28 protein-coding genes, 6 tRNA genes and 1 riboswitch are annotated in these 25,918 nt (G+C 66.3%); of the genes, 25 read left to right on the top strand and 9 right to left on the bottom strand.

The features are described from left to right. The first annotated feature begins 18 nt into the window (after positions 1-18). From kdsB to E5790_RS02030, 6 genes are all read left to right on the top strand, one after another. Complete coding sequence (kdsB, locus tag E5790_RS02055; protein ID WP_111205958.1) at positions 19-792, top strand: 3-deoxy-manno-octulosonate cytidylyltransferase; 774 nt, start codon at positions 19-21, stop codon at positions 790-792. Further along, on the top strand, positions 789-1,277 hold the full coding sequence (locus tag E5790_RS02050) for a low molecular weight protein-tyrosine-phosphatase (RefSeq protein WP_014646609.1): 489 nt from the start codon (positions 789-791) through the stop codon (positions 1,275-1,277). Before kdsB ends, E5790_RS02050 begins: the two co-directional genes overlap by 4 nt. Then, positions 1,274-2,686 (top strand): hypothetical protein, encoded by a 1,413-nt coding sequence (locus tag E5790_RS02045; RefSeq protein WP_111205959.1) that lies wholly within the window; start codon positions 1,274-1,276, stop codon positions 2,684-2,686. The genes E5790_RS02050 and E5790_RS02045 overlap by 4 nt, the downstream gene beginning before the upstream one ends. After that, positions 2,683-4,527, top strand: a complete 1,845-nt coding sequence (gene uvrC / locus E5790_RS02040; RefSeq protein ID WP_014646611.1) for an excinuclease ABC subunit UvrC — start codon at positions 2,683-2,685, stop codon at positions 4,525-4,527. Before E5790_RS02045 ends, uvrC begins: the two co-directional genes overlap by 4 nt. A gap of 18 nt (positions 4,528-4,545) precedes the next feature. Further along, positions 4,546-5,172, top strand: coding sequence for a CDP-diacylglycerol--glycerol-3-phosphate 3-phosphatidyltransferase (gene pgsA / locus E5790_RS02035; protein WP_012510614.1), 627 nt, complete (start codon positions 4,546-4,548; stop codon positions 5,170-5,172). Positions 5,173-5,424: 252 nt separating this feature from the next. Next, positions 5,425-5,500: transfer RNA gene (locus tag E5790_RS02030), tRNA-Gly, on the top strand. A gap of 67 nt (positions 5,501-5,567) precedes the next feature. On the opposite strand, the gene E5790_RS02025 is transcribed toward E5790_RS02030, so the two are convergent. Then, the gene (locus E5790_RS02025) at positions 5,568-6,344 is read right to left on the bottom strand and encodes a hypothetical protein (RefSeq protein WP_136191672.1); all 777 of its coding nucleotides are present in this window, start codon (positions 6,342-6,344) and stop codon (positions 5,568-5,570) included. A 294-nt stretch (positions 6,345-6,638) separates the two neighbouring features. Between E5790_RS02025 and E5790_RS02020 the strand changes: the two genes are divergently transcribed. From E5790_RS02020 to E5790_RS01995, 6 genes are all read left to right on the top strand, one after another. Further along, positions 6,639-7,745, top strand: coding sequence for an NAD(P)/FAD-dependent oxidoreductase (locus E5790_RS02020; protein ID WP_136191671.1), 1,107 nt, complete (start codon positions 6,639-6,641; stop codon positions 7,743-7,745). 114 nt (positions 7,746-7,859) lie between these two features. Beyond that, positions 7,860-7,935 (top strand) — tRNA-Gly (locus E5790_RS02015). A gap of 367 nt (positions 7,936-8,302) precedes the next feature. Next, positions 8,303-9,766: an efflux transporter outer membrane subunit gene (locus E5790_RS02010; RefSeq protein ID WP_049442258.1), complete on the top strand. Its 1,464-nt coding sequence runs from the start codon at positions 8,303-8,305 to the stop codon at positions 9,764-9,766. Continuing rightward, positions 9,763-10,902 carry an ABC transporter permease gene (locus E5790_RS02005; RefSeq protein ID WP_111205961.1) on the top strand — a complete coding sequence of 380 codons (1,140 nt, stop codon included), beginning with the start codon at positions 9,763-9,765 and terminating at the stop codon, positions 10,900-10,902. The genes E5790_RS02010 and E5790_RS02005 overlap by 4 nt, the downstream gene beginning before the upstream one ends. Positions 10,903-10,912: 10 nt before the next feature. Then, on the top strand, positions 10,913-11,641 hold the full coding sequence (locus E5790_RS02000) for an ABC transporter ATP-binding protein (RefSeq protein ID WP_049404602.1): 729 nt from the start codon (positions 10,913-10,915) through the stop codon (positions 11,639-11,641). Continuing rightward, on the top strand, positions 11,638-12,552 hold the full coding sequence (locus E5790_RS01995) for an HlyD family efflux transporter periplasmic adaptor subunit (RefSeq protein WP_111205962.1): 915 nt from the start codon (positions 11,638-11,640) through the stop codon (positions 12,550-12,552). Before E5790_RS02000 ends, E5790_RS01995 begins: the two co-directional genes overlap by 4 nt. 2 nt (positions 12,553-12,554) lie before the next feature. Here the strand turns inward: E5790_RS01995 and E5790_RS01990 are convergent, their stop codons facing one another. Further along, positions 12,555-13,004, bottom strand: coding sequence for a hypothetical protein (locus E5790_RS01990; protein WP_014646638.1), 450 nt, complete (start codon positions 13,002-13,004; stop codon positions 12,555-12,557). Beyond that, on the bottom strand, positions 12,997-13,398 hold the full coding sequence (locus E5790_RS01985; RefSeq protein WP_046429875.1) for a hypothetical protein: 402 nt from the start codon (positions 13,396-13,398) through the stop codon (positions 12,997-12,999). Before E5790_RS01985 ends, E5790_RS01990 begins: the two co-directional genes overlap by 8 nt. Before the next feature lie 130 nt (positions 13,399-13,528). Here E5790_RS01985 and E5790_RS01980 point away from each other — a divergent pair. The 5 genes from E5790_RS01980 (at position 13,529) to E5790_RS01960 (ending at position 15,485) form a co-directional block, all read left to right on the top strand. After that, positions 13,529-13,604 (top strand) — tRNA-Gly (locus E5790_RS01980). A gap of 142 nt (positions 13,605-13,746) precedes the next feature. Continuing rightward, positions 13,747-13,822, top strand: a tRNA-Gly gene (locus E5790_RS01975). 66 nt (positions 13,823-13,888) lie between these two features. Beyond that, a tRNA-Cys gene (locus tag E5790_RS01970) sits at positions 13,889-13,962 on the top strand. Between the two features lie 121 nt (positions 13,963-14,083). After that, the gene (locus E5790_RS01965; RefSeq protein ID WP_111205963.1) at positions 14,084-14,998 is read left to right on the top strand and encodes an ADP-ribosylglycohydrolase family protein; all 915 of its coding nucleotides are present in this window, start codon (positions 14,084-14,086) and stop codon (positions 14,996-14,998) included. 217 nt (positions 14,999-15,215) lie between these two features. Further along, on the top strand, positions 15,216-15,485 hold the full coding sequence (locus E5790_RS01960; RefSeq protein WP_032959304.1) for a hypothetical protein: 270 nt from the start codon (positions 15,216-15,218) through the stop codon (positions 15,483-15,485). A 174-nt stretch (positions 15,486-15,659) separates the two neighbouring features. On the opposite strand, the gene E5790_RS01950 is transcribed toward E5790_RS01960, so the two are convergent. Beyond that, on the bottom strand, positions 15,660-16,733 hold the full coding sequence (locus E5790_RS01950; protein WP_111205964.1) for a hypothetical protein: 1,074 nt from the start codon (positions 16,731-16,733) through the stop codon (positions 15,660-15,662). A gap of 260 nt (positions 16,734-16,993) precedes the next feature. Here E5790_RS01950 and E5790_RS01940 point away from each other — a divergent pair, with 260 nt between their 5' ends. Continuing rightward, positions 16,994-17,512, top strand: a complete 519-nt coding sequence (locus tag E5790_RS01940; RefSeq protein WP_111205971.1) for an ATP-binding protein — start codon at positions 16,994-16,996, stop codon at positions 17,510-17,512. Positions 17,513-17,653: 141 nt separating this feature from the next. Further along, positions 17,654-18,487, top strand: coding sequence for an AraC family transcriptional regulator (locus E5790_RS01935; protein ID WP_111205966.1), 834 nt, complete (start codon positions 17,654-17,656; stop codon positions 18,485-18,487). A 3-nt stretch (positions 18,488-18,490) separates the two neighbouring features. Here E5790_RS01935 and crcB read toward each other — a convergent pair whose 3' ends face one another. Both crcB and E5790_RS01925 read right to left on the bottom strand, forming a co-directional pair. Beyond that, complete coding sequence (gene crcB / locus E5790_RS01930) at positions 18,491-18,883, bottom strand: fluoride efflux transporter CrcB (RefSeq protein WP_014646672.1); 393 nt, start codon at positions 18,881-18,883, stop codon at positions 18,491-18,493. 81 nt (positions 18,884-18,964) lie between these two features. Then, a riboswitch (Fluoride riboswitch) is annotated at positions 18,965-19,028 on the bottom strand. A 22-nt stretch (positions 19,029-19,050) separates the two neighbouring features. Beyond that, positions 19,051-19,452: a helix-turn-helix transcriptional regulator gene (locus E5790_RS01925; protein WP_005415999.1), complete on the bottom strand. Its 402-nt coding sequence runs from the start codon at positions 19,450-19,452 to the stop codon at positions 19,051-19,053. A 111-nt stretch (positions 19,453-19,563) separates the two neighbouring features. Between E5790_RS01925 and E5790_RS01920 the strand changes: the two genes are divergently transcribed. Beyond that, positions 19,564-19,767, top strand: coding sequence for a hypothetical protein (locus tag E5790_RS01920; protein ID WP_014646673.1), 204 nt, complete (start codon positions 19,564-19,566; stop codon positions 19,765-19,767). 359 nt (positions 19,768-20,126) lie between these two features. Continuing rightward, positions 20,127-20,363 (top strand): hypothetical protein, encoded by a 237-nt coding sequence (locus tag E5790_RS01915; protein ID WP_005416001.1) that lies wholly within the window; start codon positions 20,127-20,129, stop codon positions 20,361-20,363. Positions 20,364-20,372: 9 nt separating this feature from the next. On the opposite strand, the gene E5790_RS01910 is transcribed toward E5790_RS01915, so the two are convergent. Then, positions 20,373-21,428 carry a 4Fe-4S dicluster domain-containing protein gene (locus E5790_RS01910; protein WP_111205967.1) on the bottom strand — a complete coding sequence of 352 codons (1,056 nt, stop codon included), beginning with the start codon at positions 21,426-21,428 and terminating at the stop codon, positions 20,373-20,375. Further along, complete coding sequence (locus E5790_RS01905; protein ID WP_111205968.1) at positions 21,425-21,712, bottom strand: hypothetical protein; 288 nt, start codon at positions 21,710-21,712, stop codon at positions 21,425-21,427. The genes E5790_RS01910 and E5790_RS01905 overlap by 4 nt, the downstream gene beginning before the upstream one ends. 179 nt (positions 21,713-21,891) lie before the next feature. Here E5790_RS01905 and E5790_RS01900 point away from each other — a divergent pair, with 179 nt between their 5' ends. Then, a complete protein-coding gene (locus E5790_RS01900) occupies positions 21,892-22,332 on the top strand; it encodes a group III truncated hemoglobin (protein ID WP_041863293.1) in 441 nt (146 codons plus the stop codon). A 44-nt stretch (positions 22,333-22,376) separates the two neighbouring features. Next, the gene (gene hemN, locus E5790_RS01895) at positions 22,377-23,786 is read left to right on the top strand and encodes an oxygen-independent coproporphyrinogen III oxidase (RefSeq protein ID WP_111205972.1); all 1,410 of its coding nucleotides are present in this window, start codon (positions 22,377-22,379) and stop codon (positions 23,784-23,786) included. Between the two features lie 21 nt (positions 23,787-23,807). On the opposite strand, the gene E5790_RS01890 is transcribed toward hemN, so the two are convergent. Then, positions 23,808-23,894, bottom strand: a tRNA-Leu gene (locus tag E5790_RS01890). 132 nt (positions 23,895-24,026) lie between these two features. Here E5790_RS01890 and E5790_RS01885 point away from each other — a divergent pair. Together E5790_RS01885 and E5790_RS01880 are read left to right on the top strand one after the other, a co-directional pair. Continuing rightward, positions 24,027-24,461: a BLUF domain-containing protein gene (locus E5790_RS01885; RefSeq protein WP_014646679.1), complete on the top strand. Its 435-nt coding sequence runs from the start codon at positions 24,027-24,029 to the stop codon at positions 24,459-24,461. A 134-nt stretch (positions 24,462-24,595) separates the two neighbouring features. Next, entirely contained in the window at positions 24,596-25,882 is a 1,287-nt protein-coding gene (locus E5790_RS01880) for a nucleotide sugar dehydrogenase (RefSeq protein ID WP_111205973.1), read from the top strand. Positions 25,883-25,918: the final 36 nt, after the last annotated feature.

Here is a 25,918-nt window from a genome sequence, read left to right as displayed (position 1 = left end):
CTGCCGAGTACCGCCTGCATGACTGAATTCGTCGTCGCCATTCCGGCCCGCTATGCCGCCTCGCGGCTGCCGGGCAAGCCGTTGCGCCCGCTGGGCGGCGAGCCGCTGGTGCTGCATGTGGCGCGCCGCGCGCTGCAGGCCGGTGCCCGTGAAGTCTGGGTAGCGACCGACGATCAGCGCATTGCCGATGCGCTGTCCGGGCTGGCCGAAGTGAAGGTGGCGATGACCGCGACCGCGCACGCCTCCGGCACTGATCGCCTGGCCGAATGCGCACGCATTGCCGGCTGGGCCGATGACACGGTGGTGGTCAACCTGCAGGGCGACGAACCGTTCGCACCGGCGGCCGGTATCCGTGCGGTGGCCGATGCGCTGGTCGCAGGCACTGCGACGATGTCGACTCTCGCCACGACCGTCGAGGACGCGCACACCCTGTTCGACCCGAACGTGGTGAAGCTGGTGCGCAACGTGCGCAACGAGGCGATGTACTTCAGCCGCGCGCCGATCGCCTGGCACCGCGACGGCTTCGCACGCAGCCGCGACACGCTGCCGGACGGCCACCACTGGTTGCGCCACATCGGCATCTACGGCTATCGCGCCGGCTTCCTGCAGCAGTTCGCGGCGATGCCGCCGGGCCAGCTGGAGCAGGTCGAATCGCTGGAGCAGCTGCGCGTGCTGGAAGCGGGCTATCCGATCAGCGTGGCGATCTCGCCCGAGCCGTTCCCGCCGGGCATCGACACGCCCGAGGACCTGGAGCGCGCCGAGGGGCTGCTGCAGGCGATGGCGCCGCGATGAGGCTGCTGGTCGTCTGCCTCGGCAACATCTGCCGTTCGCCGATGGCCGAAGGCGCGCTGCGCGCACGCCTGGATGCCTCGCCGCTGGCCGGGCGGGTGCAGGTTGATTCGGCTGGCACCGGCGACTGGCACGTGGGCGAGCCGCCGGACCGCCGCGCGATCGCCTGCGCGGCCGGGCACGGCGTGGACATCGGCGGCCTGCGCGCACGCCAGCTGCAGGCCGTGGATTTCGACCGTTTCGACTGGATCCTGTGTGCCGACGAGGCCAACCTGCGTGATGCAGGGCGCCTGGCGTCGGCGGCCCAGCGTGAACGGCTGGCGTTGTACCTGCCCTGGTCGGGCGTTCAGGGGCGGGTAGCCATCCCCGACCCCTACACCGGCGGCAGCGATCATTTCGAACAGGTCTGGTCGCTGGTCGACGATGCGGCAAAACGTGCGGTGGCACGACTGTTGCATGACGCCGACTCCGGCATAATCGGGTCATGAACGTCCAGCCCGTCCCGGACCTGCCCGAGTTCGCCACCTGGCTCAATGCCACCCCTTGCACCCTGACCGAGCTGCGCGGCCGGCCGGTCGCGCTGCTGTTCGTCAATGCGGCCTCCGCCTGGAGTGCGCAACGCCTGGCCGAGTTCGGCCAATGGCTCTCGCGCCACCCCGGCAAGCTGCAGCCGCTGGTGCTGCAGGTGCCGCGCTTCGATTTCGAGCGCGACGCCAGTGCCGCACTGAAGCTGCTGCGCCGCCAGGGTCTGACCATGCCCGTACTGCTCGATGCCGATTGGGATGGCTGGCGCCGCTTCGGCGTTACCGCCTGGCCGACCGTGGTGCTGCTGGACGCGCAGGGTCGCGAGCAGCAGCGGCTGGTCGGGCAGGGAGCACCCGGTGAACTGGAGCGCGCCCTGAACACGCTGTGCCAGGGCGCGCCTTCGGCGCCGCCGCGCGGCGGCAGCGAACTGCATCCGGAACCACGCCAGGCGCTGCGGTTCCCGCTGGGCCTGGCGGTCAGCACCGAACGCCTGTACATCGCCGACAGTGGCCATCACCGCATTCTCGAATGCAGCCATGGCGGCCGCATCCTGCGCCAGTTCGGCCTCGGTACCGCCGATTTCATGGACGGCAACCTGGCCGAAGCGGCGTTCCACCGCCCACAGGCGCTGGTGCTGGAGCGCGATTCGCTGTACGTGGCCGATACCGGCAACCATGCCGTGCGCCGCATCAATCTGCTGACCGGCATCGTCGACACGCTGTGTGGCAACGGGCGTCCCGGCGCGCCGGTGGAAGGGCCGGTGGCGCAGGCGCGGCAGGTCTCGCTGGACCATCCGGTCGGCCTTGCCATCGCCGACAACCAGCTGCACATTGCGATGGCTGGCGACAACCGCATCTGGAGCTACCACCTCGGCCAGCGCAGCCTGCAGTGGCGCGCCGGCAGCGGCGCCATCGACGAGCGCGACGGCAGCGGCCATCTGGCGGCCTTCGCCCAGCCGACTGCGCTGGCCGTGGTGCAGCAGGTGTTGTACGTCGCCGACGCCTTGGGATCCTCGATCCGTGCACTGCAACTGCGCGGCGACCTGGTGCAGACGCTGGTCGGGCAGGGGCCCTGGCGCTTCGGCAGCGAAGACGGCCCGCGTGCGCAGGCCAGCCTGCAGTATCCGCAGGCGATCGCATTGAGCGCGGACGCTCCGCTGCTGTGGATTGCCGATACCGGCAACGGTCGCCTGCGCACGCTGCGCCTGGGCGGCGGTGAACTGACCACCCAGCCGCTGCCGCGCCGCCTGCATGGCCCGGCCGGATTGGCGGTGGGCGCCGGTGCGGTGTGGATCGCCGAGACTGACGCCCATGCCGTGCTGCGATTCGACCCCGACAGCGGCGTGCTCAGCGAAGTCCCGATCAGCGAATGACCGACGTTCCCGCCCCGGCCTTCGACGGCAAGGCCTTCGCGGCCCAGCTCAGCACCGCCCCTGGCGTGTACCGCATGTACGCCGCCGACGACACCCTGCTGTACGTGGGCAAGGCGCGCGCGCTGCGCAACCGTGTCGGCAGCTATTTCAACGGCAGCCCGAAGAACGCGCGGATCATGTCGATGATCTCGCAGATCACGCGCATGGACGTGACCGTGACGCGCTCGGAAGCCGAGGCGTTGCTGCTGGAAAACCAGTTGATCAAGTCGCTGTCGCCGCGTTACAACGTCTCACTGCGCGATGACAAGACCTATCCGCATGTGCTGCTGACCCGCGAGGACTGGCCACGCATCGCGCTGCATCGTGGCCCGCGTGCCATTCCTGGGCGCTACTTCGGGCCGTATCCCGGCGTCACCGCCGTGCGCGAGACGCTGAACCTGATGCACAAGCTGTTCAAGCTGCGCAGCTGCGAGGACAGCGTGTTCCGCAACCGCTCGCGGCCGTGCCTGCAATACCAGATCGGGCGTTGCAGCGCGCCGTGCGTGGAGCTGGTCCCGGCGCCGGAGTACGCCGAGTCGGTGCGCCGCGCCGCCCTGTTCCTGGAAGGCAAGAGTGACGAGCTGACCCGCGAACTGGGCGAGCAGATGCAGGCCGCCAGCGAGGCGCTGGAGTTCGAGCAGGCCGCGCGCCTGCGCGACCTGATCTCCTCGCTGCGCAGCATGCAGACCCGCCAGTACGTGGATGGCCGCGCCGCGGACCTCGATGTGCTGGCCGTGGCCATGCAGGGCTCGCAGGCCTGCGTGCTGCTGCTGGCCTTCCGTGATGGCCGCAACCTCGGTACCCGCCCGTTCTTCCCGCGCACCAATGGCGAGGAAAGCCCGGAGGAAGTGCTGGCGGCCTTCGTTTCGCAGTACTACATCGAATTCGAGCCACCGCGCGAAATCCTGCTGGATCGCGAGATTCCCGATGCCGACCTCCTTGTCGCCGCGCTGTCGGCCTCGGCCGAGCGCAAGGTGCAGCTGAAGTGGAACGTGCGCGGCGAGCGCGCCGGCTATGTGGAACTGGCCAGCCGCAACGCGCAGCTGACCCTGGCCACCGAACTCAACAGCCGCAATGCGCAGCACGCGCGCAGCGACGCGCTGCGCGAGATGCTGGGCCTGGCCGAGCCGGTCAAGCGTGTCGAGTGTTTTGATATCAGCCACACCCTGGGCGAGGCCACCGTAGCCTCGTGCGTGGTGTTCGACGCCGCCGGCCCGGTGCGCGCGCAGTACCGCCGCTTCAACATCAGCGGCATCGAGCCGGGCGACGACTACGCCGCCATGCGCCAGGCCATCGACCGCCGTTTCCGCCGCGCAGTGGAAGAGCAGGGCGTGCTGCCGGACGTGCTGCTGATCGACGGTGGCGCCGGCCAGCTGTCGCAGGCCCAGGCCGCACTGGCCGATCTGGGCGTGGAAGGCGTGCTGCTGGTGGGCGTGGCCAAGGGCGTGGAGCGCCGTGCCGGCCACGAGGCGCTGGTGATGCCCGATGGCCGCGAGCTGCGCCCGGGCGCGGCCAGCCCGGCGCTGCAGTTCATCCAGCAGGTGCGCGACGAGGCGCATCGCTTCGCCATCACCGGCCACAGGGGGCGCCGCCAGAAGGCGCGGATGACCAGCAAACTGGAGGATATCCCCGGCATCGGGCCGCGCCGCCGCGCCAGCCTGCTCAAGCATTTCGGCGGCCTGGTGGGCCTGAAAGCCGCTGGCGAAGCGGAAATCGCCAAGGTGGAAGGCATCAATGACGCCCTCGCGGCACGTATCTACGCTAACCTGCACGGGTTGGCCACGCCTGATGCGGCCGAGTAGAGAGAGAAGCACGCAAGCATGAAGTTGACCCTGCCCACCTGGCTGACGCTGTTGCGGATCGTGATGATCCCGGTGCTGGTGCTGGTGTTCTACCTGCCCTACACCTGGACCAACTTCGCTTCGGCGGCGATCTTCGGCCTGGCCGCGATCACCGACTGGCTCGATGGCTGGATCGCACGCCGTTACCAGCTGGAGTCGGCCTTTGGCGCCTTCCTCGACCCGGTCGCGGACAAGCTGATGGTGGCGGTGGCGCTGTTCCTGATCGTGCAGGGTCATCCGACGCCGTGGATGGCGTTCTGGGCGGCGGTCATCGTCGGCCGCGAGATCGCGGTGTCGGCGCTGCGCGAATGGATGGCCGAGCTGGGCCAGCGCGCGAAGGTGCGCGTGGCGATGATCGGCAAGGTCAAGACCACCGCGCAGATGGTCGCGCTGCTGTGCCTGCTGTACTCGGTGGCCCCGAACGTGCCGGTGGAAGACATCTGGATGGGCTGGCCGGTGTTCCATATCGGCGACTGGACTCTGGCCATTGCCGCGGTGCTGACCCTGTGGTCGGGCCTGCAGTACCTGCACGCCGCGTGGCCGAGCCTGCGCGACGATGAGCGTGCGGCTCGCGAGCGTGCGCGGCAGAAGAAGCTGGGCAACTGAGCCCGGGGTCTGAGCCCCGGGGTCGGATCCCTTTCCGAAGGAAAGGGCTCTGACCCCACGGTTGCTGCCATCCACGCATGGCGTGGATCTACCCTGGAAATGCCGCATCCACGGAGGGGGCGTATCCATCAGTTTGCGGAGACGCCGTAGTAGATCCACGCCATGCGTGGATGGGCGGTGCAAGACGCCTCGCAGACCCTGAAAAAAAGCGCTTGACGCCATGCTTGGAATAGGTAAAATTTCGCCTCCCAAGCGGGAATAGCTCAGTTGGTAGAGCGCAACCTTGCCAAGGTTGAGGTCGCGAGTTCGAGTCTCGTTTCCCGCTCCAGATTCAAGAAGAACGCTCCCGGAAAGGAGCGTTTTTCGTTCTGGTTTGAATCTGTCCTTTCAACGTTCTAGATCGCCGCAAGGATCTGATCGATGTGACCAGCGGCGTCAGCATCGCGATCGTCCAGCCTCAAGTGCGCCTCGGTCGCGATGAACTTGCTGATCAGTCCAAAGCAGGCTTCGCCAAGTCGCGCTCTCCACAGTGAGAGAAAATCGAATCGAACAGTGAATGCCTGCACGTCGTTAAACACGTACACGGGCGCATCGTCAATTCCATCCATCAACGAAGCAATGTAACGATCCTGCTCGGACTGCGAATGGGTCCAGGCTGCATGCCAATCCACGCAGGGCGGCTCGCGTTGCAGGCCAAGCGGTTCTATCACGGCGATCGCATCAACGAGCTCCGCTGTAATCGGATTGCATAGAGCCTTGCTTTCCAGCCAGAAGAGGTAGCTGGCGATGGACGTGATCGTATCGCACGCGCGGATCGTTGCTGCTCCGGGAGTTGGTAGTGCTTGAATCACAAGTGCAACGTGGTTCTGTAATCGGGCGGAGGCGCCAAGCGAGCGAAGATCGTCGAAGAATGCATCATGAGTGCTTCCTATCCTTGCTTCGCTGAAGCTGGCGCACAGGTAGTAGTTATCTCCTCCATCGACCAGCTGGCTCACTGTCCGCTGTGCTGCAAGCCGCGCAGCTTCAGCATCGCTTCTCGGAAATGTTGAAAGGAGGACCTCCCTGAAACAGTCGGTGGCCAGCAGAAACACGATTTGATCGACTGGAATCGCCATCGTTGAATGCGCGAGGAAGGGGCATGCACCATCAGGCTTTGATGTGGCGCGGTCCATGCAATTTTTCCGAAATGGAAGCAGTGGCTTGGTATTCCTGCCGGAGCTGGCCGCTGGTTTGGGTGACGGTGCCACTCATACATTACGCAGTCAGCTGCTTCAACCGCTACCTTGCCAAGGTTGGGACCGTGGATTCGAGTCTCGTTTCCCGCTCCAGATTCAAGAAGAACGCTCCCGCAAGGGGGCGTTTCTCGTTTGCGTGTTCTACGCTTCATCCCCACTTCACCGCCACCCCATCACCCCGCCACGCTACCGTTCGAAGCTGCATCTCCGTTCCTCCAGGACGATGCAGCAATGCCTCACACTCCCTCCGCCTACGACCACGATGTGGTCATCGTCGGCGCCAGTTTCGCTGGTGCCGCCTGCGCCTTGGCCGCCGCGCAGTACGGTCTGCGCGTCTGCGTGCTGGAACGCAAGGTCGACCCCGGCGAGCGCCTGCACACCACCGGTATCGTGGTGAAAGAAGCGATGGAGGAGACCTGGTTGGGGCGCATGCCCGAACATCTGGTGGACCGGGTCGCAAACGTGCGCCTGTATGCGCCGAACCTGCGCAGCGTGTTGCTGGCCGCACCGGGCTATTACTTCCTCACCACCGATACGCCGAACCTGATGCGCTGGCTGGCCCGTGAGCTGCGCGCGAATGGCGTCGACCTTCGCCTGCAACAGTCCTTCACCGACGCCCATCGCAGTGGTGACGGCTGGCAGGTGGAAGGGGCAGGGCGCTGCGCCTATCTGGTTGGCGCTGACGGCGCACGCTCACGCGTGGCACAACGCACCGGGCTTGGCCAGGTGCGTGACAACCTCTACGGCGTCGAGCGTGAGTTCGCCGGCCTCCAGGTGTCGCAGGGCGATGCACTGCATTGCTTCGTCAGCAAGCGCTACGCACCGGGCTACATCGGCTGGGTCGCGCAGAATCCGACCGGGCTGCAGGTGGGATTGGCGCTGCGTCATGACCCGCAACAGGTACGGCCGCCGGATATCGATGGCTTCCTCGACCACGTGCGCAATGTGGTCGGCATTCCGCCTTCGGCGCGTCCCTCGGCCACCCGCGCCGGCTTGGTCCCGTGCGGCCGGCCGGATGGGCCCTTCACCGGCCAACGCGTGATCCTGACCGGCGACGCGGCAGGCATCGTCTCGCCGCTGTCCGCCGGCGGCATCCACTCCTCGTGGCGGCACGGCTGGGCGGTCGGCGAGGCGATTTCCCGCCATCTGCGTGGGCAAGGGCCGGAAGCGGAACGGGTGGCGGGGCAGGTGGCGCCGGCATTCCATGGCAAGCGCCTGCTGCGCTGGGCGATGGACCATCTGCAGGCCGACTGGCCGCTCAACGCACTGCTGCACACGGGGGCCACGCGGCGCATCGCCGAGCAGGTCTACTTCCACCGCCGTGGCCTGCGAACCTGAGGTGTCGGTCCTGAGGGCCTGAACGCCTCCCGCAATGCCGGTGAAAATTCCTGTTGACGCCGTGCAGCAATATCGACACAATAGCGCTCCTTCGACGCAGGTCGAACGGAATCTGCGGGAATAGCTCAGTTGGTAGAGCGCAACCTTGCCAAGGTTGAGGTCGCGAGTTCGAGTCTCGTTTCCCGCTCCAGATTCAAGAAAAACGCTCCCGCAAGGGGGCGTTTTTCGTTTGTCATGACGTTGGCCAGGCGGGTCGCTACAGGCGGGCCACGACATTTTCATGGTGGGCGTGGTAAGTCTGCAGCTGGGGGGCGATTCCGACATTGGTGTCGCAATCGGCATGACGGGGGCGCAGCGATCGTGGGGACGATCGGAAGCACCTGGCACGAGGGGCTGCAACAGACGCAATGACCTGGAATCCGCACCAGTGTTCCACCTGCTGCAGGCACTGAAAGGCTGGCGAAAGGCCTGCGCCGGCGTTGCCTGAACCGCACGCGTGCTGTGACCTTTTTCGGACCATTTCTCCATGTTCGCTCCACAATCGCACGGTAGCCTTCATGCTCCTTCTACACGTTGGCGGGCTGGTGGTCAGGCGTATCACTTCAGTGGCAGTGCCCAGGACGGGGCGCGGACTCTCCCTGCAGGCAGTGCTGCGACCCGGCGCGCTGCTCGCAAGTCTCGCATTGGCGGGCTGCATGTCGGTGCCGGTTCCGGATCTGCCTGATCGCACGCCCAGCACCTGGACCCAGGTGCCGCAGGGCCAGGGCGTGGCGGTGGACGCCAAACAGTGGTGGAAAGTGTTGTCCGACCCAGCGCTGGATGGACTGGTCGATCAGGCCATCGCCGGCAACCTCGACCTGCAGCAGGCCACGCTGCGCCTGCAGGCCGTGCGGATTGTCGCCGGCACGTCCGATTCGCGCTTCCTGCCGGAAATCACGGCCAGCGCCAAGCAGGTGCAGGATGCCGCTGCGGTCGACACCTACTTCCACGCGGGTATCGAAGCGATCTGGGACCTGGGCCTGTTCGGCGCCGCCGAGAGCGCGCAGTTGAGCGCGCAGGCGTCGGCCGGCAACGCCGAGGCGCTGCGTGGTGCCGCGCAGGTCGCGGTGATCGCCGACGTGGTGCGCAGCTATCTGGATCTGACCGTGGCGCAGGCCCAGCAGGACCTGTTGGCCCGCCAGCAGGCGGTGGACGATCGCGGCGAACAGTTGGCCCTGGTACGCCAGCGCCTGCGCCTTGATGAGCCCGGCGAACTTGATCGCCTGCGTGCACGCCAGGCCGCCACCCGCGCGGCCACGGCGCAGGCACGGGAAAACGCGGACAACGCTGCCCGTGCGTTGGCTTTGCTGCTGGGACGCGATGGCCCGGACCTGGCCTGGCGTGCCTATCGCACGCCGCCGACGCTGGGTGCCTTCTCGCTGCAGCAGGTCCCGGCCGATCTGCTGCGCCATCGGCCGCAGATCCTGCTGGCCGAATCGGAGGTGATGCAGGCTGCTGCCAGCAAGGGTTCGGCACGCGCCGCGATGTATCCGCGTGTCAGCCTCGGTGGCTCCATCCTGTACGCCTACAACCTCACCCAGAACGCCCGCTCCAATTCCGATTCGAGCCCGTCGATCGGCCCGTACATCGATATTCCGCTGTGGGACTGGGGCCAGCGCCGCGCACGCTTCCATGCCGATGAAAAGCAGCTGGATGCCGCCTTGCTGGGTTACCGCAAGGCGGTGCTGGAAGGCGTGAGCGAAGTGGAAGGCGCGCTCGGCAGCCTGGCGCGCCAGGACAGCAGCATCCAGTCGCTGCGCGCGGCCGATGATGCCGCCGGGCAACAGGTCAAGCGGCAGGCGCGGCAGGTGCAGCTGGGGCTGTCCAGCGAATTCGACGGGCTTGACGGGCAGCGTGCGGCACTCGCCGCGCAGGCCGACCTGATCGGTGCACAGGGTGCGCGCGTGCTGGCCTTTGCGTCGCTCTACCGCGCCCTCGGTGGTGCTCCGTTGCCTGTCGAGGGTGAGGGCGAATCGCAATGATCGCGCTGGCCCGCAAGACCCTGGCCTATGAGTGGCGCCGGTTCCTGCCGGTGGTGCTGGCGATGTGCTTCGCCGGTGTGCTGTTGATCGTGCAGGCGGCACTGGTGCTGGGCATCTTCGGTACCGCTGCGATCTACGTGAAAGCGTCCTCGGCCGACATCTGGGCCGGCTTCCCCGGCACCCAGAGCGTCAACTACGGCCATGCGATCAGCGCCGACGTCGAAAGCCACCTGCGCATGGACCCGGATGTCACCCGCGTCGAATCCTACGAGTGGGTCGATGGCGAATGGCGCTCGGGCGCGCAGGGTACCGGCAACGTGTCGGTGTACCTGTCCGGCATCTCCACCGGCGATGACGCAATGATGTTCGCGCGCATCCTGCCTGCCGACCTGCGCGCGCAGCTGCGCGAGCCGGGGGCGGTGATCGTCGACAGCGCCGACCTGGATACGCTGGGCGTGGACCTGCAGAGCAACCGTGCATGGATCAATGGCAAGGCGGTGCGCGTGGTCGCCGCGCAACCCGGCCTGCGTGGCCTCGGTGGCGTCAACGTGCTGGCCTCGCTGGATACCGCGCGTGCCATCGCCGGTACCGATCCGCACGAGGGTAGTACCTATTTCGTGGCGGGCCTGCGCTCGCCGGACCTGGCCGACCGCGTGCGCGACCGCCTCGCTGCGTCGATGGGCCAAGCCACGCCGGTCGAGTTCTGGACCGCGCCGGCGTTCGCCAGCCGTTCGCAGCAGTACTGGTTGTTCGACACCGGCGCCGGCATCGCGGTGCTGTTCATGGCCGTCATCGTCTGTTTCGTCGGCGCGGTGATCACCAACCAGTCGTTCGCCTCGGTGGTGGCTGGTTCGGTGCGCGAGTACGCCACGCTCAACGCGCTCGGCGCAGGTCGCTACGCGCTGGCACGGGTGGTATTCGAGCAGGCATTGCTGATCGGTGGCGTGGGCATGTTGCTGGCGGCGGCGTTCAGTACCGTCGTGCTGTTGATCGCACAGTCCCAGCGCGTGCCGGTGCAGCTGACGCCGATGGTCATCATCGGCTGCGTGGCGCTGGTCGCGGTGATGGCCATGCTGTCGAGCATCATGGCGGTACGCAGCGTGGTCCGCTCCGATCCATCGTTGCTGCTGCGTTGAGGACCGGCCGATGACCTCCAAACATGCCGTCGCCCCCACGTTGCAGGCCGACGCACTGGAAAAAGGCTTCATGTCCGGCGATATGCAGGTGCCGGTGCTGCGCGGCCTGTCGCTGGACATCTATCCGGGCGAGTTGACCCTGGTCTCGGGCCCTTCGGGGTGCGGCAAGAGCACGCTGCTGTCGCTGCTGTCCGGCCTGTCCGCGCCGGATGGCGGTCGCGTGCACGCGCTGGGCCAGGACGTGGGCCACATGACCCGCGGCGAGGTGGAGCGCTTCCGCCTGCACCATGTCGGCTTCGTGTTCCAGGGCTTCAACCTGTTCCCGGCACTGACTGCGCTGGAGCAGGTGCAGCTGCCGCTGGGCTACCGCGGCATGCGCAATCGCGAAAGCGAGCCGCTGGCGCGCAAGGCGCTGGAAGAAGTGGGCCTCAGCCACCGCAGCCACATGCGCCCGGCGCAGCTGTCCGGCGGCGAGAAGCAGCGCGTGGCGGTGGCCCGTGCCTTCGCCAAGTCGCCGACGCTGATCTTCGCCGACGAACCCACCAGCGCGCTGGACGCCGAGAACGGCCAGCGCGTGATCGACATCCTGCACCGCTACGCACGTGCGCATGGCGCCACCGTGCTGTGCGTGAGCCACGATCCGCGCCTGATCCGGCATGCCGATCGGGTGATCGCCATGGAAGACGGCATGGTCCGTGATGACCGCCGCCAGAACGAAACCGTAGAGTCCGCCCCATGACCAAGACGTCGCACCTGCTTCCCCTCAGCCTGGTACTGTCCGCGGCACTGCTGCTTTGCGCCTGTTTCAGGGACGCGCCCGCCCAGGCACCTGCAGGTAAAGCCAGCACTGCCACCGCCGGCAAGGTTGCGGTGGCGCGCGGCATCATCGATGTCGAGGGTGGCCTGATCGCGCTGGCGCCGCCGGTGGATGGTTCGATCACCGCCGCGCTGGTGAAGGAGGGCGCCACGGTGAAGAAGGGGCAGCTTCTGCTGTCGCTGGACGGTGCGCTGCTGCAGCAGGAAGTGGCGATGGCCACCGCTGATCTCGCACTGGCCAATGACCGCCTGAAGGGCAGCCAGGCGCAGCTGCGCGAACTGGAGCGCAATGCCACCCGCCTGTCCACGGGTGCGAGCGAAGGCGTGTCGTCCAACCAGCAGGCCGATGCGGCCAAGCAGCAGCTGGCTGGCGTACGCGCCGATGTCGACCTGGCCGGTGCGCAGGTCGACATGGCCCAGCACAAGCTGGAACACGCCAGGCTGAAACTGCAGCAGATGTCGCTGAGCGCGCCGGAAGCCGGCACCGTGGTCGGCCAGGTGCCGGGCCTCGGCGCCTTCGTGCAGGCCGGCAAGCCGGCGATATCACTGCTGCCGGCGCGCCCGCTGCAGGTACGTGCCGAACTCAGCGCGGCCTACGCCGATGCCGTGCAGGTGGGCATGAGGGCCACCGTGGTGCCAGACAGCGATGGTGCCGAGAACGCCAGCACGCTGCCGCCCGCACGCGTGGTACGCATCAGCCCGGTGTTCGCGCAGGCTCGCCTGCCTGAAGACGCGGGGCGTGGCGTGGCCAAGGTGGTGGAGTGCGTGCTGGAGTTCGATGGCGAGGCCAAGGCGCGCTTCGGCCAGCATGTGCGGGTGGAGTTCCGGAAGTAGGCCTAGTGCTGCAACGGGGGCGCATCCGCGCGCCCTCGACGCCTGAACGCCCGCCACGCGCTCACCGCCGACACCATGCACAGCGCCAGCAGCAGGCCCACGTCCAACAGCAGCAGCCACAGCAGATGCATGCCTTGTACCGGCGGCTGATGCATCGCCGACAGCATCCACGGCACCGACCACAGCAGCAGAAGGGCGAAGGCGATCAGCAGGCGCAGCCACAGGCGTTTCAGTCTCCACGGCCGCACGATCAAGGCGGCTACCACCAGTTCGACCGTGCCCAGCAACGCGAAGACGATGACGGTGCTGGTCGGGTAGGGCAGTTCGGCGCCTTCCAGGTGGTGCAGCAGCCAGTAGTCCGGAGTGAAGCCGGCATTGACCAGTGCGGCGATCAGCGCCAGCCAGGTCAGCGCGACCAGCAGCCAGAACAGGCGGATGTAACGTCTAGGCATCGGTGGTGTCCGTGGTGTAGCGGGAGGTTGCCCGCGACGAATAGCGCAGGCTTGCGGCGATTGCGGCCAGTGCCAGCAGGCCAGGTCCAACGGTGAAGTACACCAGGCGCAGCGGATGGTCGTGCATCAGCGTCCAGCTGGCGAACGCCAGCGGCGCCGCCAGCACCAGCAGCTTGGCGAACAATGGCCGCAACACTGCGATCAGCAGTTGGGCGCCAATGAACATCCAGAACAGATGGAACTGGGCGATGCCCAGGCCGATGTCGCGATGGGCGGTGAAGCCGAAATGGTCGCGATACCAGTTCATTCCCAGCGGAATCAGTGCCCAGTACAGCAGCGCCACCAGCAGATGCAGCAGCAGGGCGATCAACAAGGGTTTGCCGCGAAGGAACATGGGCGCATGGGGCTGGGCGGGGCAGCGTACCCCAGTGCGGACGCCCGTGACCGCATGATGTGAAGACTGTTGACGGCGTGAAGGAATTTGGACACAATAGCGCTCCTTCGACGCAGGTCGAACGGAATCTGCGGGAATAGCTCAGTTGGTAGAGCGCAACCTTGCCAAGGTTGAGGTCGCGAGTTCGAGTCTCGTTTCCCGCTCCAGATTCTACAGGGCCCCGGTAGGGGCCTTGTTTTTCTCCCGCCACGGCAAGGCGGGGCACGTTGAGCCGCAAGGCTTTGCGCGCAGTCAGAAAGGTGAAATCGCTGGTGTGTTTTCCGGATTTCCGGTAGCATGTCGGCTTACGCGGGAATAGCTCAGTTGGTAGAGCGCAACCTTGCCAAGGTTGAGGTCGCGAGTTCGAGTCTCGTTTCCCGCTCCATGTTCCGACAGGCCCCATCATGGGGTTTTGTCTTGTCAGGGTTCCGTTCCTGGCGCGCAGTACGTTGGCCTCATGGCAGAGTGGCTATGCACCGGATTGCAAATCCGTTTACAGCGGTTCGATTCCGCTTGAGGCCTCCAATTGAAAAGCCCTGACTCCGGTCAGGGCTTTTTTGTTGGCTACGATTGCGTTCCCGCTTGCGCGATCGTTGCGCGGCCTGGCGGCCAGTCATGGCGGATCCGGTGGCGCTACACTGGTCTGATGAACCAGATTGATCACTTCCGCGGCGCCTTGCTCGGCCTCGCGTGCGGCGATGCCGTCGGTACCACGCTGGAGTTCAAGCCTCGTGGCAGCTTCACCCCGATCACCGACATGGTGGGTGGTGGGCCGTTCCAGCTGCAGCCGGGGCAATGGACCGACGATACCTCCATGGCGATGTGCCTAGCCGAGAGCCTGGTGCGTTGTGACACCTTCGATGTGCACGATCAGATGAACCGCTACGCCAACTGGTACCGGCATGGGTACTGGAGTGCGACCGGCGAGTGCTTCGATATCGGTATGGCAACGCGGGCTGCGATCGACCGGTTCCTGCAGGATGGCCATCCGCTGGCGGGTAGTGACGACCCACGCAGCGCTGGCAATGGCTCGATCATGCGTTTGGCGCCGGTGGCATTGCGCTACGCCGGGACCCCCGACCTGCAGGCAATGGCCGAGCTGAGTTCGCGAACGACGCACGCTGCGCAGGAGTGCCTGGAGGCGTGCCGCTTGCTGGCGGTCGCGCTGGAGCGGGCGTTGGCAGGTGGCACCCGTGACGCGGTGCTGGATCTCAGCAATGTCCCCGTCGAGAGCGCGCGGCTGCAGCAGATCGCGGCGGGCGGCTACCGCGGTGCCGTGCGTGAGCAGATCCGTGGCAATGGCTATGTTGTCGACAGTGTCGAAGCTGCACTCTGGTGCTTTGATCGCCACGACACCTTTGAAGCCGTCGTACTCGAGGCGGCCAATCTTGGCGAGGACGCCGACACCACGGCCGCCATCGCGGGGCAGCTGGCGGGCGCATTCCATGGTGCGCGCGGAATCCCCGGGCGGTGGTTGCAGCGGCTGGCCCTGCGTGCCGAAATCCAGGCGCTGGCCGATGCGCTGCACGCCTTGAACCAGGGCAGCGACCGCGCTGGGTGAGTCGGGTTCCCTGCCTGTGAATTGCGCCTGCAGGACGCTCCCTGCCGTCGCCATTTCCGACGCCGCGAGGGAACCCGTGCGGCAGCTCGCATGCCGCGGCCGCCAGTCTCAGCCGGCCACGACATGGAAAGGCGCTATGGTCAGGTTCCACGTCTCAGGGAGCCGCAATGGCGAGCAAGGACATCACGCGTCGCTTCAGCCACGGAGCGAAACGGAAATGAGCAAAGTCATGGCAGATGTGCGTTGGCTGACCTTTCGCTTGAAGAACGGGCAATCCATCGGGCCGGAGCGGCTGAAGGACGGATGGGTGATTGCCTCGGAAACCGCCCGCTGCGAGGTCCGCCGCGAGCATATCGAGGGATCGGGCCTGGTGTATGCGCTGTATGCGCCGGCCAGCCTGGCCTCACCGCGGCGCGCGGAAATGCGCATGCGCGAATTCCTGATGAGCTCGGGCTACACCTTCACGATGGGCACGCTGGGCGGCTGACTGGGCCCGTCATGGTTGCGCTCGCACGGTCAGCGCCTGGCCCTGCATGCCGATCGGGCGGCGTGCATCGTGCAGCACCATGCTGGTCAGGCCGAGGCCTTGGCGGCTGAACAAGACACGCCACCCGAGCAGCCCCTTCCGGCACGGTGGTGATGCGTTGGGCACGCGATGGACTCAGCGTTGCACTGCTTTCAAGGCGTCGACCACCTGTGCCCCAGAAAAACCACAGTGTCCTTCGCCCACCGGCGGCAACACGCGTGGCAGCGGGCGTGCGCCAGCCCGTACGGCCAATTGCGGATACACCGTCTGCATGTGCGGCACGATGGTCGGGTCGTTGTGGTTGAACTGGATCACCAGCGGTCGCTTCAGTGCGCCGGTCATTGCCAGCGTGTCGCGGACATGCGCCTGTGCCGCAGGCACGGGATCGATGCGCTGAACGCCGGCATTGAATGCGGCGTCGTCACCGAATCCGCTGTACACCACCCCCAGGTTGCCGACCGGCATGCCGCCGCTGCGCGTGGCCAGTTCGTGCAGCACCAGTGCGTGCAGGCTGATGGCGCCGGCCAGTGCATCAGGGGACACCTGCAGCTGCCGCGCCAGCACTGCGGCGTGCGACGGATCACGTTGCAGGGCATTGGCGATGCCCTGGTACAACTCGCCCTGTGGCAGCGCGGCGGCTTCGCGCGATACCAGGCCGGCGGCCGGCAGCCCATCGGCCTTGCGGAAGAAGTAATCGAACGCGACCAGCGTGGTCAGCAGATCGGTCGCGATCTGTTCGCCACTGAGATTGGCGCCGCACAGCGATACACCGCCGGTGTAGTGCTGCGGGAAGCGTTCGAGGCTTCCGATGGTCACGGCACCGCCCATCGAGAATCCCAGCATCCAGGTGTGGCGGACATGCTTGAGTTCACCCACTGCCTGCTGGCGCAGGCGTTCCATGTCGGTGATCGCATCGGCCACCGCCCAGCCCTGGCTGGCATAGGCGCTCTGCGCGACGGCGTAACCTGCTGCCAGCAGTGGTGCGGTGCTGTCATTGGCCGCCATGGGGGCGGTGCGCGGCACGCCGACCGGTTCATAGCCATGGGCCAGCATTACCAGGTCGCCGTTCCAGTCGGCAGGCACATCCAGCCGCCACGGTGCGCCCTGCCGCTCGCCGCTGAGCGTACGCGCTGCTGGCGGCGGTGCAGCCAGCGATGTCATCCAGGGCAGCAGGCAGAGGGCAAGTGCGCATCGAAGCAAGGTTCGCATCGGGGTCATTCCATGCGGGAATGGCGCCGAGCATAGATCCCTGCACAACCTTGCGCGCGCTGCAGTGCCGCAGCGCATTGCCGGTCGGCGGTGCTGCGCTCTACGCTGGCGGCATGGCTCTGTACAGCATCGCGTCGATTATCCGCATTCCCCACGGGAAGGCGGGGTAGCGTGCGGTCATCACGGCCAAGCAACCTGCCCGGGGAGGCGGGTTGCATGCAGCGCTCTCCCGGGTAATGAATCCACCAAGGAGAATGCAGATGCACGACCTTTCATCGAACGACGCTGCGCCGACGCTGCACCTGGTGTGCGGCAAGATCGGTGCCGGCAAATCCACCCTGTCGCAGCAGCTGGCGTTGAAGCCGCGCCACGTATTGATCAGCGAAGACACGTGGCTGGCGGCGCTGTATCCGGGCGAAATCCATTCCATTGCCGACTATCTGCAGCGTGCAGCCACGTTGCGCAATGTGCTGGCCGATCATCTGCGCACATTGCTGCAGGCCGGTGTTTCGGTGGTGCTCGATTTTCCATTCAATACGCCAGCCAGCCGCGCGTGGGCACGTGAAGTGTTCTCGCCGGTTGGCGCTGCACATCAACTGCATTTCCTCGACATTGCCGATGAGGTCTGCAAGGCGCGGCTGCGCGCGCGCAATGCTCTCGGCGAACATCCGTTCCAGGCCAGCGACGAGGAGTTCGAACGTATCACCCGCCACTTCGTTGCACCGGCCGCGGAAGAGCGCTTCGTGGTGATGCGCTATACCGAGGCAGGCCCGGCGTAGCGCAGCACCAGGCGGCCGTCGTCATGCTGGCGCAGCTGCATGAATTCGAGACGGATCACTCAGCCAGTGCCGCCCCCTCAACCGCCGATTCCGATACGATCTGTCACATTGCGTTAGTCTCGCTTGACCCGGAGTCCCGTCATGGTCGACCGTCTCGCCATTCTGCTGGAACGTTTTTCGGTCACCGCCTCGGTGTTCCATGCCGGCGCGCTGTGCGGCATCAACACGCTGGAGGGCGAGGATGAAGCCGGGCAGTTGCACCTGGTGCGACGTGGCCCGCTGCAGGTCAGCCACGGCCAGCAGACCGTGCTGGTCGAGGTGCCGAGCCTGCTGCTGTACCCGCGGCCGATGCCGCATCGGTTCAGTACCGATCCGCAGCACGGCGCCGACATGGCCTGCGCCAACCTGCATTTCGAGGGTGGACGGCTCAACCCGATCAGCGCCGCATTGCCCGATTTCATCTGCCTGCCGCTGGCCGATCTGTACGGCGGCAACGCAGCGCTGGAACTGCTGTTCGAGGAAGCCTTCGAGCAGCGCTGCGGGCGTGCGGCGATGGTCAACCGGCTGTTCGAGGTGGTGATGATCCAGGTGCTGCGCCAGCTGATGGAAGGGGGCGAAATGCGTGGTGGCCTGTTTGCCGGGCTGGGTCATCCGCGGCTGCGGCTGGCGCTGGTGGCGATGCATGAGGCGCCCGCACAGTCCTGGACCCTGGAAGACCTGGCCGAGGTCGCCGGCATGTCACGCAGCGTGTTTGCTGCCAGTTTCCGTGAGGCGATGGGCACCACGCCCGGTCAATACCTGCAGGGCTGGCGGGTGGGCCTGGCGCAGCAGGCACTGCGCCAGGGCAGACCGCTCAAGCGGATTGCCGACGATGTGGGGTACGGCAGCGAAGCCGCGCTGTCGCGCGCATTCAAGGCGCACACCGGGCAGTCGCCGCGCGAGTGGCGCGGGCAGGCCCGCGCCGGCGCGGCCTGAGTCTCAGCCCAGTACCAGCCGGGCCAGTTTCATGCCACCGAACAGGCCGACCAGGCCCAGTGCCACCGAACCGCCGGCGTACAACGCTGCCAGGCCGTGCTGGCCGCGCTGCAGCAGCACGCCGATTTCCAGCGCATAGGTGGAGAACGTGGTGTAGCCGCCGAGAACGCCGGTGGCCAGCAGCAGGCGCAGTTGCGGCGAGGCGCCATTGCGCAGGGCGAAGGCTTCGACCAGCACGCCCATCAGCAGCGCGCCGCTGATGTTGATCAGGAAGGTCGACCATGGCCACGGGCTGCCGACTGCCACCCGCGTACCGATCAGGTTGCAGGCATGGCGAAGGCAGGCGCCGAGCCCGCCGCCGATGAAGACCAGCAAGTAGTTGTTCAATGCGTGCATCACGTGCCTCGGGTACGGGTTCGCTGATTCGATGGCGAACGCCGAGGGCAGGCACGGCCTGCCATCGACGAACGCCGGTTCGTCCTGGCAGGAGCCATCAGCCCTTTCAGGCGGTTATCGGGGGAGCCCCATCCCCATCGGCGACCATGCTACCAGCGGTAGTGCATTCACGTCATCGAGGTCGTCAGCACCCGGATGACCTTGCTGCGGCTGAAGCCGTCCATCAGCAGTTCGAAGGCCAGCAGGTCCAGGGCCGCGTGGCGGCGGTGGTCGATCTCCAGGCCCTTCTCTTCCACCAGGTGGCTGACCAGTTCGTAGGCGTCCTGCCAGACATCCAGGTGGGCCTGGCTGGGGATATAGGTATTGCCCCGCTCACCGACGCCAAGCCCGCTCACGCCATACAGCAGTTCACGCGCGTCCAGCTTGGCCGCATCGGCGATGCGGAACAGTTGTTCGGCCTTCACATGGGCGGGGCTGACGTGGTCGTTGAGCCAGTTGCTGATGGTTGCCGTCGTCGAATCGGCGGCGCGGGCCAGATCGGCCGGGCGAGGGTGCCCGGCTTTCTTCATGGCAATGGCGAGTCGTTGGCCGAGAGTATTCATCTATGCAAGCCAGCTTAACGCGTGGATCGCAAAGATCCCTTGTTCCAAGAATAAGTCTGGTTAACAGAAGGACCGACCGTGACCGAATTCTGGAGCAAGGGGCAGGTGCGCACCCGGCTGGGTTTCCGCACCGATGCCGAACTGGCGCGCTTCTTTGGCATAAGCCGATCTGCAGTGTCGCAATGGCCCAAGGATTTCCCGATTCCTGCGTTACGCCAATACATCCTGCATCAGCGCTATCCCAACCTGTTCCCGGCAACTGAAGCCACGCAGGGCGAATAAGCCTCAACTGCGCCGCCTTTTGTCGCATATAGCACTCTAAGTGCCATTTGCTAAGTATGCTTAGCAACATAGGAAACTTTGATGGAACAGGGTCGGGCTATCGATGAGGCCTACCAGGGCAGAGGCTGGAGGAATCGGGTAGGTTGTCGGCTCCGGCCCATCCGGGAAGCCTGTCATCCCGTATGTGGTTTCGTGAACGATTAATAATTTCGATCACGAAAGTCGCTGCATGTAATTGACCTGTCGTGAAATCTATGACTAATTGGCATCAACCGGGCGTGAAGCCCGGGAGTCTTTCAGTAGCTCGCAAGTGAGTCGGTAGACCGTCAATGATGCAGAACAAGTCCAACGGAGGTCGTATGGAATACGGCATGCATGGCTTGGCTGAACGGGTACGCCGCGAACTGGAAGCCAGTTATCACAAACACGGATGCGGTCCGGCGTTCTGGGATACCTACCAGCAGGTGCTGGACCGCCTGGTCCCGCAGGGGACCGAGCGTACCGAAGTCACCAATGAAATGGCGCTGATCATCGAACAGCTCGGCATCGTCCGACGTGCGCAGCTGGTGCCGCCGCACGCCAATGGGCCGCGTTGACCCGTTGATTCAAAGCAGGCGCCAGGCGCCACAGGCCAACAGCGCCAGCAGCATTGACAGCAGTGCCAGGGTCCGCGGTCGCCACCATTGCCGCGGTTGCCCGGCCATGGCCTGCGGACTGCAGTAGCGCACCAGCCCCGGGCCGAAACCGGCCTGGTGCTGCTGCCGCGAGCAGGCGTCCAGGCAGGCGCCGCAGGCCAGGCAATCGGCCTGCGGTCCCTGGCGGATGTCCAGCTGCATCGGGCAGGCGCTGACACACGCGGCGCAGTCGGTGCAGTCGCCCAGGCGATCGGCACTGAAGGTGGGCATCGGTCCGGCCAGCAGCGGATGTGCGGCGCGGAACACGTAGTCCTGTGCGGTGGTCGGGTCGAGCAGGCCGCGGCCGCGTCCGAGCACGCCCCCCATGCCCGGAGGGCGCATGCCGCGCGGTTCGCCGCGGCGCGCGTCGTACAGCATGCGTGGTGTATGTGGATCGATCAGCAGTGGTTGCATGCGCGCGAACGGGCACAGCGAACGGCACACCTGCTCGCGCAGGAAGCCGGCATTGCCCCAGGTGGCGGCGGCATAGAACAGCACCCAGAATGTTTCCCAGCCGCTCCAGCCGGCATGCGGAGCGGCGGCCAGCAGTCCGGCGATCGGGCTGAACAGGCCGACGAAGGTGATGCCAGTCCACAGCGACAGCAACCCCCAGGCGACCTGGGTGGCCGGGCGCACGGCTGGCACTGGCAAGACCTTGGCCATGCCGTGCGCGATCCAGTCGAAGGCACGACGCCACAGCGTCTGCGGGCAGGCATGACCGCACCAGATGCGGCCGGCGAGGTGGGTGAGCAGCGCAAGGCCCACCGCCAGCACCGCCAGCAACCCGATCAGCACGCCGACATCGCCGGGCCACAACGTCCAGCCGAACAGGTCGAAGCGCCGTGCGTTGATGTCCAGCAGCAGGGCCTGGTGTCCATTCCAGCGCAGCCATGGCAGGGCATAGAACAGAATCAGCAAGAGCGCGCTGAGCGCGCCGCGCCAACGCCAGGGGCGTGGGGTTCCGGTTCCGGTACAGGGCGTACTCATCCCAGCGGCAGCTCGTCGTCGTCATCGCTCGGCAGGGGCCGCTGCAGGTACCAGGTGACTGCGCTGGAAAGTGCGGTCACCGACCAGAACATGAAGAATCCTGTCGTATAGCCCAGTTCACGGCTGATCGCCTTGCCCGGGAAGCTGATCGCCTGCAACCGCAGCGGGTCGACGAAGGCGAAGAACACCACGCTGGCCAGGCCGGCAGCGATGAAGCTGGGCCAGAGGATGGCGCCCCAGTGCTGGATCAGCTGCTGGCGGCGGCTGGGAGAGGGTCTGTTCATGCTGTCCCGGATCGGAATGAGGGCGGCGCGTATACTCCGCCGAGGCCGGCGCAGCATCCGCAGGGCATGCTTCCTGCAATCGTGGCAGCCTAGGTGCAGCGGACTGCGCCGACATTGATCTGGATCAACGGCGGTGCCGGCCGGCTGCGGCACACTGCCGGCACGCTTTGGGTACCCCGATGAACGCAATACCGCCACCTGTCCTGCCCGTCGCCTCGCCCGGGCTGTGCACCGAGCAGGAAGTGACCCGCCTGGTCCACGACTTCTATGCGCGCGTGCGCGAGGAAGAGCGGTTGGGGCCGGTGTTCCAGGCGCATGTCCACGACTGGCCGGAACATCTGGCGCAGCTGGTCGATTTCTGGTCGGCGATGCTGCGCGGCACGCGCCGCTTCAAGGGCTCGCCGATGTCCAAGCACATGGCCATCGAGCTGGACAAGGACTTGTTCGATCGCTGGCTGGTGCTGTTCCGGATCACCACCGCCGAGTGCGGCAACCCGCCGATGCAGGAGCTGGCCAACGACGTCGCCGCGCGCATCGGTGACACCTTCTGGAAGCGCTACCAGATGCTGCGCTGGCCGCAGGTGGGTCTGCCGGTGCTGGGAATCCCCACCCGCGATTGATCTGGGTCAAGGCGGTCATGGCCGTCCGGCGCGATGCTGGCGGCATGGACACGTTCTCTCCCGCCGCCGGTGGCCTGGCCTGGACCTTCGACCCCGACCTGCTGCGCCGGCATGACCGGCCGGGGCCGCGCTACACCTCGTATCCGACCGCGCCGCACTTCCACGATGGCTTCGACGCGCCGGCGCTGCGCCAGGCGATCGCCGACAGCAACCAGCTGGCGCGCGCGCTGTCGCTGTACGTGCATGTGCCGTTCTGCTCCAGCCCCTGCTTCTACTGCGGCTGCAACCGGGTGATCACCCGCGACCGCGGTCGGGGCCACAGCTACGTCGCGCGCGTGCTGGCCGAGGCCGACCTGCTGGCGCCGCAGTTCGAGGACGGCCGTGAGGTCATCCAGCTGCATCTGGGCGGTGGTACGCCGAACTTCCTCGAGGCCGAGGCGATGACCACGCTGGTGGAGGGGCTGCGCCGGCGCTTCGATTTCAGCGATTCGCCGCAGCGCGATTTCTCGATCGAACTCGATCCGCGCTTCATCGATACCCGCGATGTCGCCATGCTGGCGCGGCTGGGCTTCAACCGGGCCAGCCTGGGCGTGCAGGATTTCGATCCGCATGTGCAGGAATCGATCAACCGCATACAGGGCGTGCAGCAGACGCTGGACATCCTGCATGCCTGCCGCGACAGCGGCATGCGCTCTGTCAACGTCGACCTGATCTATGGGCTGCCTGGACAGAGCCTGCAGGGATTCGGCCGCACCCTGGAACGAGTGCTGGCATTGCGACCGGATCGCCTGGCGGTGTATGGCTACGCACACCTGCCACACCTGTTCCGCGCGCAGAAGCAGATCGACGAGCGCCGGTTGCCTTCACCGGAAGACAAGCTGGCGCTGCTGGGCCTGGCGGTGGAGAAGCTTTCTGCTGCGGGTTACCAGTACATCGGCATGGATCACTTCGCGCTGCCGGAAGAGGACCTGTCGCGCGCGCAGCGTGCCGGCCAGCTGCATCGCAACTTCATGGGCTATACCACCCACGCCGATACCGACCTGCTCGGCCTGGGCGTGAGTGCGATCAGTCATATCGGTGCCACCTACAGCCAGAATCCGCGTGACCTGCCGTCGTGGGAGGACGCGGTGGACCGGGGCCAGCTGCCGGTCTGGCGCGGCGTGGCACTGAGCGCCGACGACCAGCTGCGCGCTGAACTCATCCAGCAGCTGATGTGCCAGGGCGAGGTGGACGGTGCCGTGCTGGGCCAGCGCCATGGCGTCGATTTCGAGCAGTACTTCGCCGAGGACCTGCGTTCGGTGCAGCGGTTGCAGGAAGACGGCCTGGCCGAATACCGCGACGGTGTAGTGCGCGCCAGCGAGCCGGGTCGGCCGCTGCTGCGGCTGCTGGCGATGTGTTTCGACCCCTACCTGCGCGCGGCGCATGAACAGCCGCGTTACTCGCGTGCAATCTAAGGTGTACTCGCGCAGCGCGGTTGGTGCCCGGAGCCGGAATCGAACCGGCATGGGGTTGCCCCCGGCGGATTTTAAGTCCGATGCGTCTACCAGTTTCGCCATCCGGGCCTGCAGCGCGGCGCCGATTGTAGCCCAGCTGCAGAATCGCAGCCGGATTGCCGTGGAGCGGCAGCGTGTTTAACTGTCGCTCCCATTCATGTCATAGTCCCAACCATCGTTCCCAGGGGGGGGAGCCGCACGATGTCGCTGCACGCGATTGCCTATGCCAGTGAGGCCCGCGCCGATCTGCAGACAACCGATCTTGACCGCCTGCTGGCCGATGCCACGGCATTCAACCGTGTAGCCGGTGTCACCGGTGTGCTGATGTTCGATGGCAGCCGTTTCCTGCAGTACCTGGAAGGCCCGGAGGACGGTATCGATTCGGTGTACCAGCGCATCGTCAATGCGCGCAGCCATGGCCAGCTGAAGGTGCTGTGCCGCGCGCCGGTGGCGCAGCGGGCGTTTCCGCGCTGGTCGATGGGAACCCGGCGCATTGATGCGGAGCTGCTGGCACAGATCGTTGAATCGGCGTGGCCGGGCTTCCTGCTTGGCAGCGGTGGCTTCGAGCGCCTGCGGCAGGCCTGGACCGGCGCCGATGGCGAACTGGAACCGGCCGCGGTCGCACTGGGCTCCTGATCCCATCTTGGCGGGCAGGCGCCCGGGCCGTTACGCTGTCGCCTTTCTGGCGTGGAATTACACGGAGTGGTGCAGCGAATGAGCAGGTCGGCCGAATCCATGGCGGCATGCATGCCGTTGCGCGGGACATGCCAGTGAGCGCGTCCCTTGCGGCAGCGGAGACCCCGCGTTTTGCGGTGATCGGCCTGGGCTACGTCGGCCTGCCGTTGGCGGTGGCCTTCGGTCGGCACTGGCCGACGCTGGGCTTCGACATCGATGCCGATCGCATCGCCGAGCTGCGCGATGGCCAGGACCATACGCTGGAGGTGGAGGCCGACGAGCTGGCCAGTGCTCGGCAGCTGCAGTACGGCAGCGATCCGGCCTTGCTTGATGCATGCAACGTCTACATCGTCACCGTGCCGACGCCGATCGATGCCTATGAGCAGCCCGATCTGGAGCCGTTGCGTTCGGCGACGCGGCTGATCGCCAGCCATCTGCGCGCGGGTGACCTGGTGATCTACGAATCCACGGTGTACCCCGGCACCACTGAAGAAGTCTGCGTGCCGCTGCTGGAAGAAGGCTCGGGCCTGCGCTTCAACGAAGACTTCTACTGCGGCTACAGCCCGGAGCGGGTCAGTCCCGGTGACCGCCAGCGGCGCCTGGCCGACATCCGCAAGATCACCTCGGGGTCGACAGCGGAAGTGGCTGCGGTGATCGATGGCCTGTACCAGCGCATCATTGCCGCCGGCACGTTCCCCGCGCCATCGATGCGCGTGGCCGAGGCGGCCAAGGTGGTCGAGAACATCCAGCGCGATGTGAACATCGCGCTGGTCAATGAGTTGGCGCTGATCTTCGACAGGCTGGGCATCGATACCCAGGATGTGCTCGATGCCGCCGGCAGCAAGTGGAACTTCCTGCCATTCCGGCCGGGCCTGGTCGGCGGCCATTGCATCGGCGTGGACCCGTATTACCTGCTGCACAAGTCCGAGAGCGTGGGCTACCACCCGGACCTGATCCACACCGCGCGGCAGGTCAACAACCGCGTCGGTGAGCATGTGGCGTCGCGGGTGCTGGCGATGCTGGCCGAACGCGGCCGCGAACCAGTGCAGTCGCGCATCCTGGTGCTCGGTGTGACCTTCAAGGAGGATTGCCCGGACCTGCGCAACAGCCGCGCGCTGGAGCTGGCGCAGCGCCTGCGTGATGCCGGCGCTCAGGTCGAGGTCAGTGATCCCTGGGTCGGCCCGGCGGCATTGGGCGATGAGGGCGTGCAGTGGCTGGCCGAACCCGTGGCAGGGGCCTATGACGCGGTGGTGCTGGCGGTTGCCCATGCCCGCTTCAAGGCGATGGACGAGGCGGGTATCCGGTCGCTGCTGGCGCCGGGCGGCCTGGTCTACGACGTCAAATCGGCCTGGCCACGCAACGTGGTTGACGATCGCCTGTAAACCCGGGCGGCGGGCAGCACGGTAGACTCGCAGGCA

The sequence above is a fragment of the Stenotrophomonas sp. PAMC25021 genome, from assembly GCF_004795795.1.
Taxonomy (GTDB): Bacteria; Pseudomonadota; Gammaproteobacteria; order Xanthomonadales; family Xanthomonadaceae; genus Stenotrophomonas; species Stenotrophomonas muris.
Note: the sequence above shows the minus strand (reverse complement) of the source record. Positions and strands in the feature narration are given on the sequence as shown.

Coding starts and splice junctions, on each gene's coding strand:
- hemN (WP_111205972.1), top strand. CDS start 22,377: ATGGACACGTTCTCTCCCGCCGCCGGTGGCCTGGCCTGGACCTTCGAC.
- E5790_RS01885 (WP_014646679.1), top strand. CDS start 24,027: ATGTCGCTGCACGCGATTGCCTATGCCAGTGAGGCCCGCGCCGATCTG.
- E5790_RS02025 (WP_136191672.1), bottom strand. CDS start 6,344: ATGGACCGCGCCACATCAAAGCCTGATGGTGCATGCCCCTTCCTCGCG.
- E5790_RS01925 (WP_005415999.1), bottom strand. CDS start 19,452: ATGAAGAAAGCCGGGCACCCTCGCCCGGCCGATCTGGCCCGCGCCGCC.
- E5790_RS01985 (WP_046429875.1), bottom strand. CDS start 13,398: ATGTTCCTTCGCGGCAAACCCTTGTTGATCGCCCTGCTGCTGCATCTG.
- E5790_RS01905 (WP_111205968.1), bottom strand. CDS start 21,712: ATGAACAGACCCTCTCCCAGCCGCCGCCAGCAGCTGATCCAGCACTGG.
- E5790_RS01965 (WP_111205963.1), top strand. CDS start 14,084: ATGAACCAGATTGATCACTTCCGCGGCGCCTTGCTCGGCCTCGCGTGC.
- E5790_RS02020 (WP_136191671.1), top strand. CDS start 6,639: ATGCCTCACACTCCCTCCGCCTACGACCACGATGTGGTCATCGTCGGC.
- E5790_RS02005 (WP_111205961.1), top strand. CDS start 9,763: ATGATCGCGCTGGCCCGCAAGACCCTGGCCTATGAGTGGCGCCGGTTC.
- pgsA (WP_012510614.1), top strand. CDS start 4,546: ATGAAGTTGACCCTGCCCACCTGGCTGACGCTGTTGCGGATCGTGATG.
- E5790_RS01960 (WP_032959304.1), top strand. CDS start 15,216: ATGAGCAAAGTCATGGCAGATGTGCGTTGGCTGACCTTTCGCTTGAAG.
- E5790_RS02010 (WP_049442258.1), top strand. CDS start 8,303: ATGCTCCTTCTACACGTTGGCGGGCTGGTGGTCAGGCGTATCACTTCA.
- E5790_RS01910 (WP_111205967.1), bottom strand. CDS start 21,428: ATGAGTACGCCCTGTACCGGAACCGGAACCCCACGCCCCTGGCGTTGG.
- E5790_RS01990 (WP_014646638.1), bottom strand. CDS start 13,004: ATGCCTAGACGTTACATCCGCCTGTTCTGGCTGCTGGTCGCGCTGACC.
- uvrC (WP_014646611.1), top strand. CDS start 2,683: ATGACCGACGTTCCCGCCCCGGCCTTCGACGGCAAGGCCTTCGCGGCC.
- E5790_RS02045 (WP_111205959.1), top strand. CDS start 1,274: ATGAACGTCCAGCCCGTCCCGGACCTGCCCGAGTTCGCCACCTGGCTC.
- kdsB (WP_111205958.1), top strand. CDS start 19: ATGACTGAATTCGTCGTCGCCATTCCGGCCCGCTATGCCGCCTCGCGG.
- E5790_RS01995 (WP_111205962.1), top strand. CDS start 11,638: ATGACCAAGACGTCGCACCTGCTTCCCCTCAGCCTGGTACTGTCCGCG.
- E5790_RS01940 (WP_111205971.1), top strand. CDS start 16,994: ATGCACGACCTTTCATCGAACGACGCTGCGCCGACGCTGCACCTGGTG.
- E5790_RS02000 (WP_049404602.1), top strand. CDS start 10,913: ATGACCTCCAAACATGCCGTCGCCCCCACGTTGCAGGCCGACGCACTG.
- E5790_RS01915 (WP_005416001.1), top strand. CDS start 20,127: ATGGAATACGGCATGCATGGCTTGGCTGAACGGGTACGCCGCGAACTG.
- crcB (WP_014646672.1), bottom strand. CDS start 18,883: ATGCACGCATTGAACAACTACTTGCTGGTCTTCATCGGCGGCGGGCTC.
- E5790_RS02050 (WP_014646609.1), top strand. CDS start 789: ATGAGGCTGCTGGTCGTCTGCCTCGGCAACATCTGCCGTTCGCCGATG.
- E5790_RS01935 (WP_111205966.1), top strand. CDS start 17,654: ATGGTCGACCGTCTCGCCATTCTGCTGGAACGTTTTTCGGTCACCGCC.
- E5790_RS01950 (WP_111205964.1), bottom strand. CDS start 16,733: ATGCGAACCTTGCTTCGATGCGCACTTGCCCTCTGCCTGCTGCCCTGG.
- E5790_RS01900 (WP_041863293.1), top strand. CDS start 21,892: ATGAACGCAATACCGCCACCTGTCCTGCCCGTCGCCTCGCCCGGGCTG.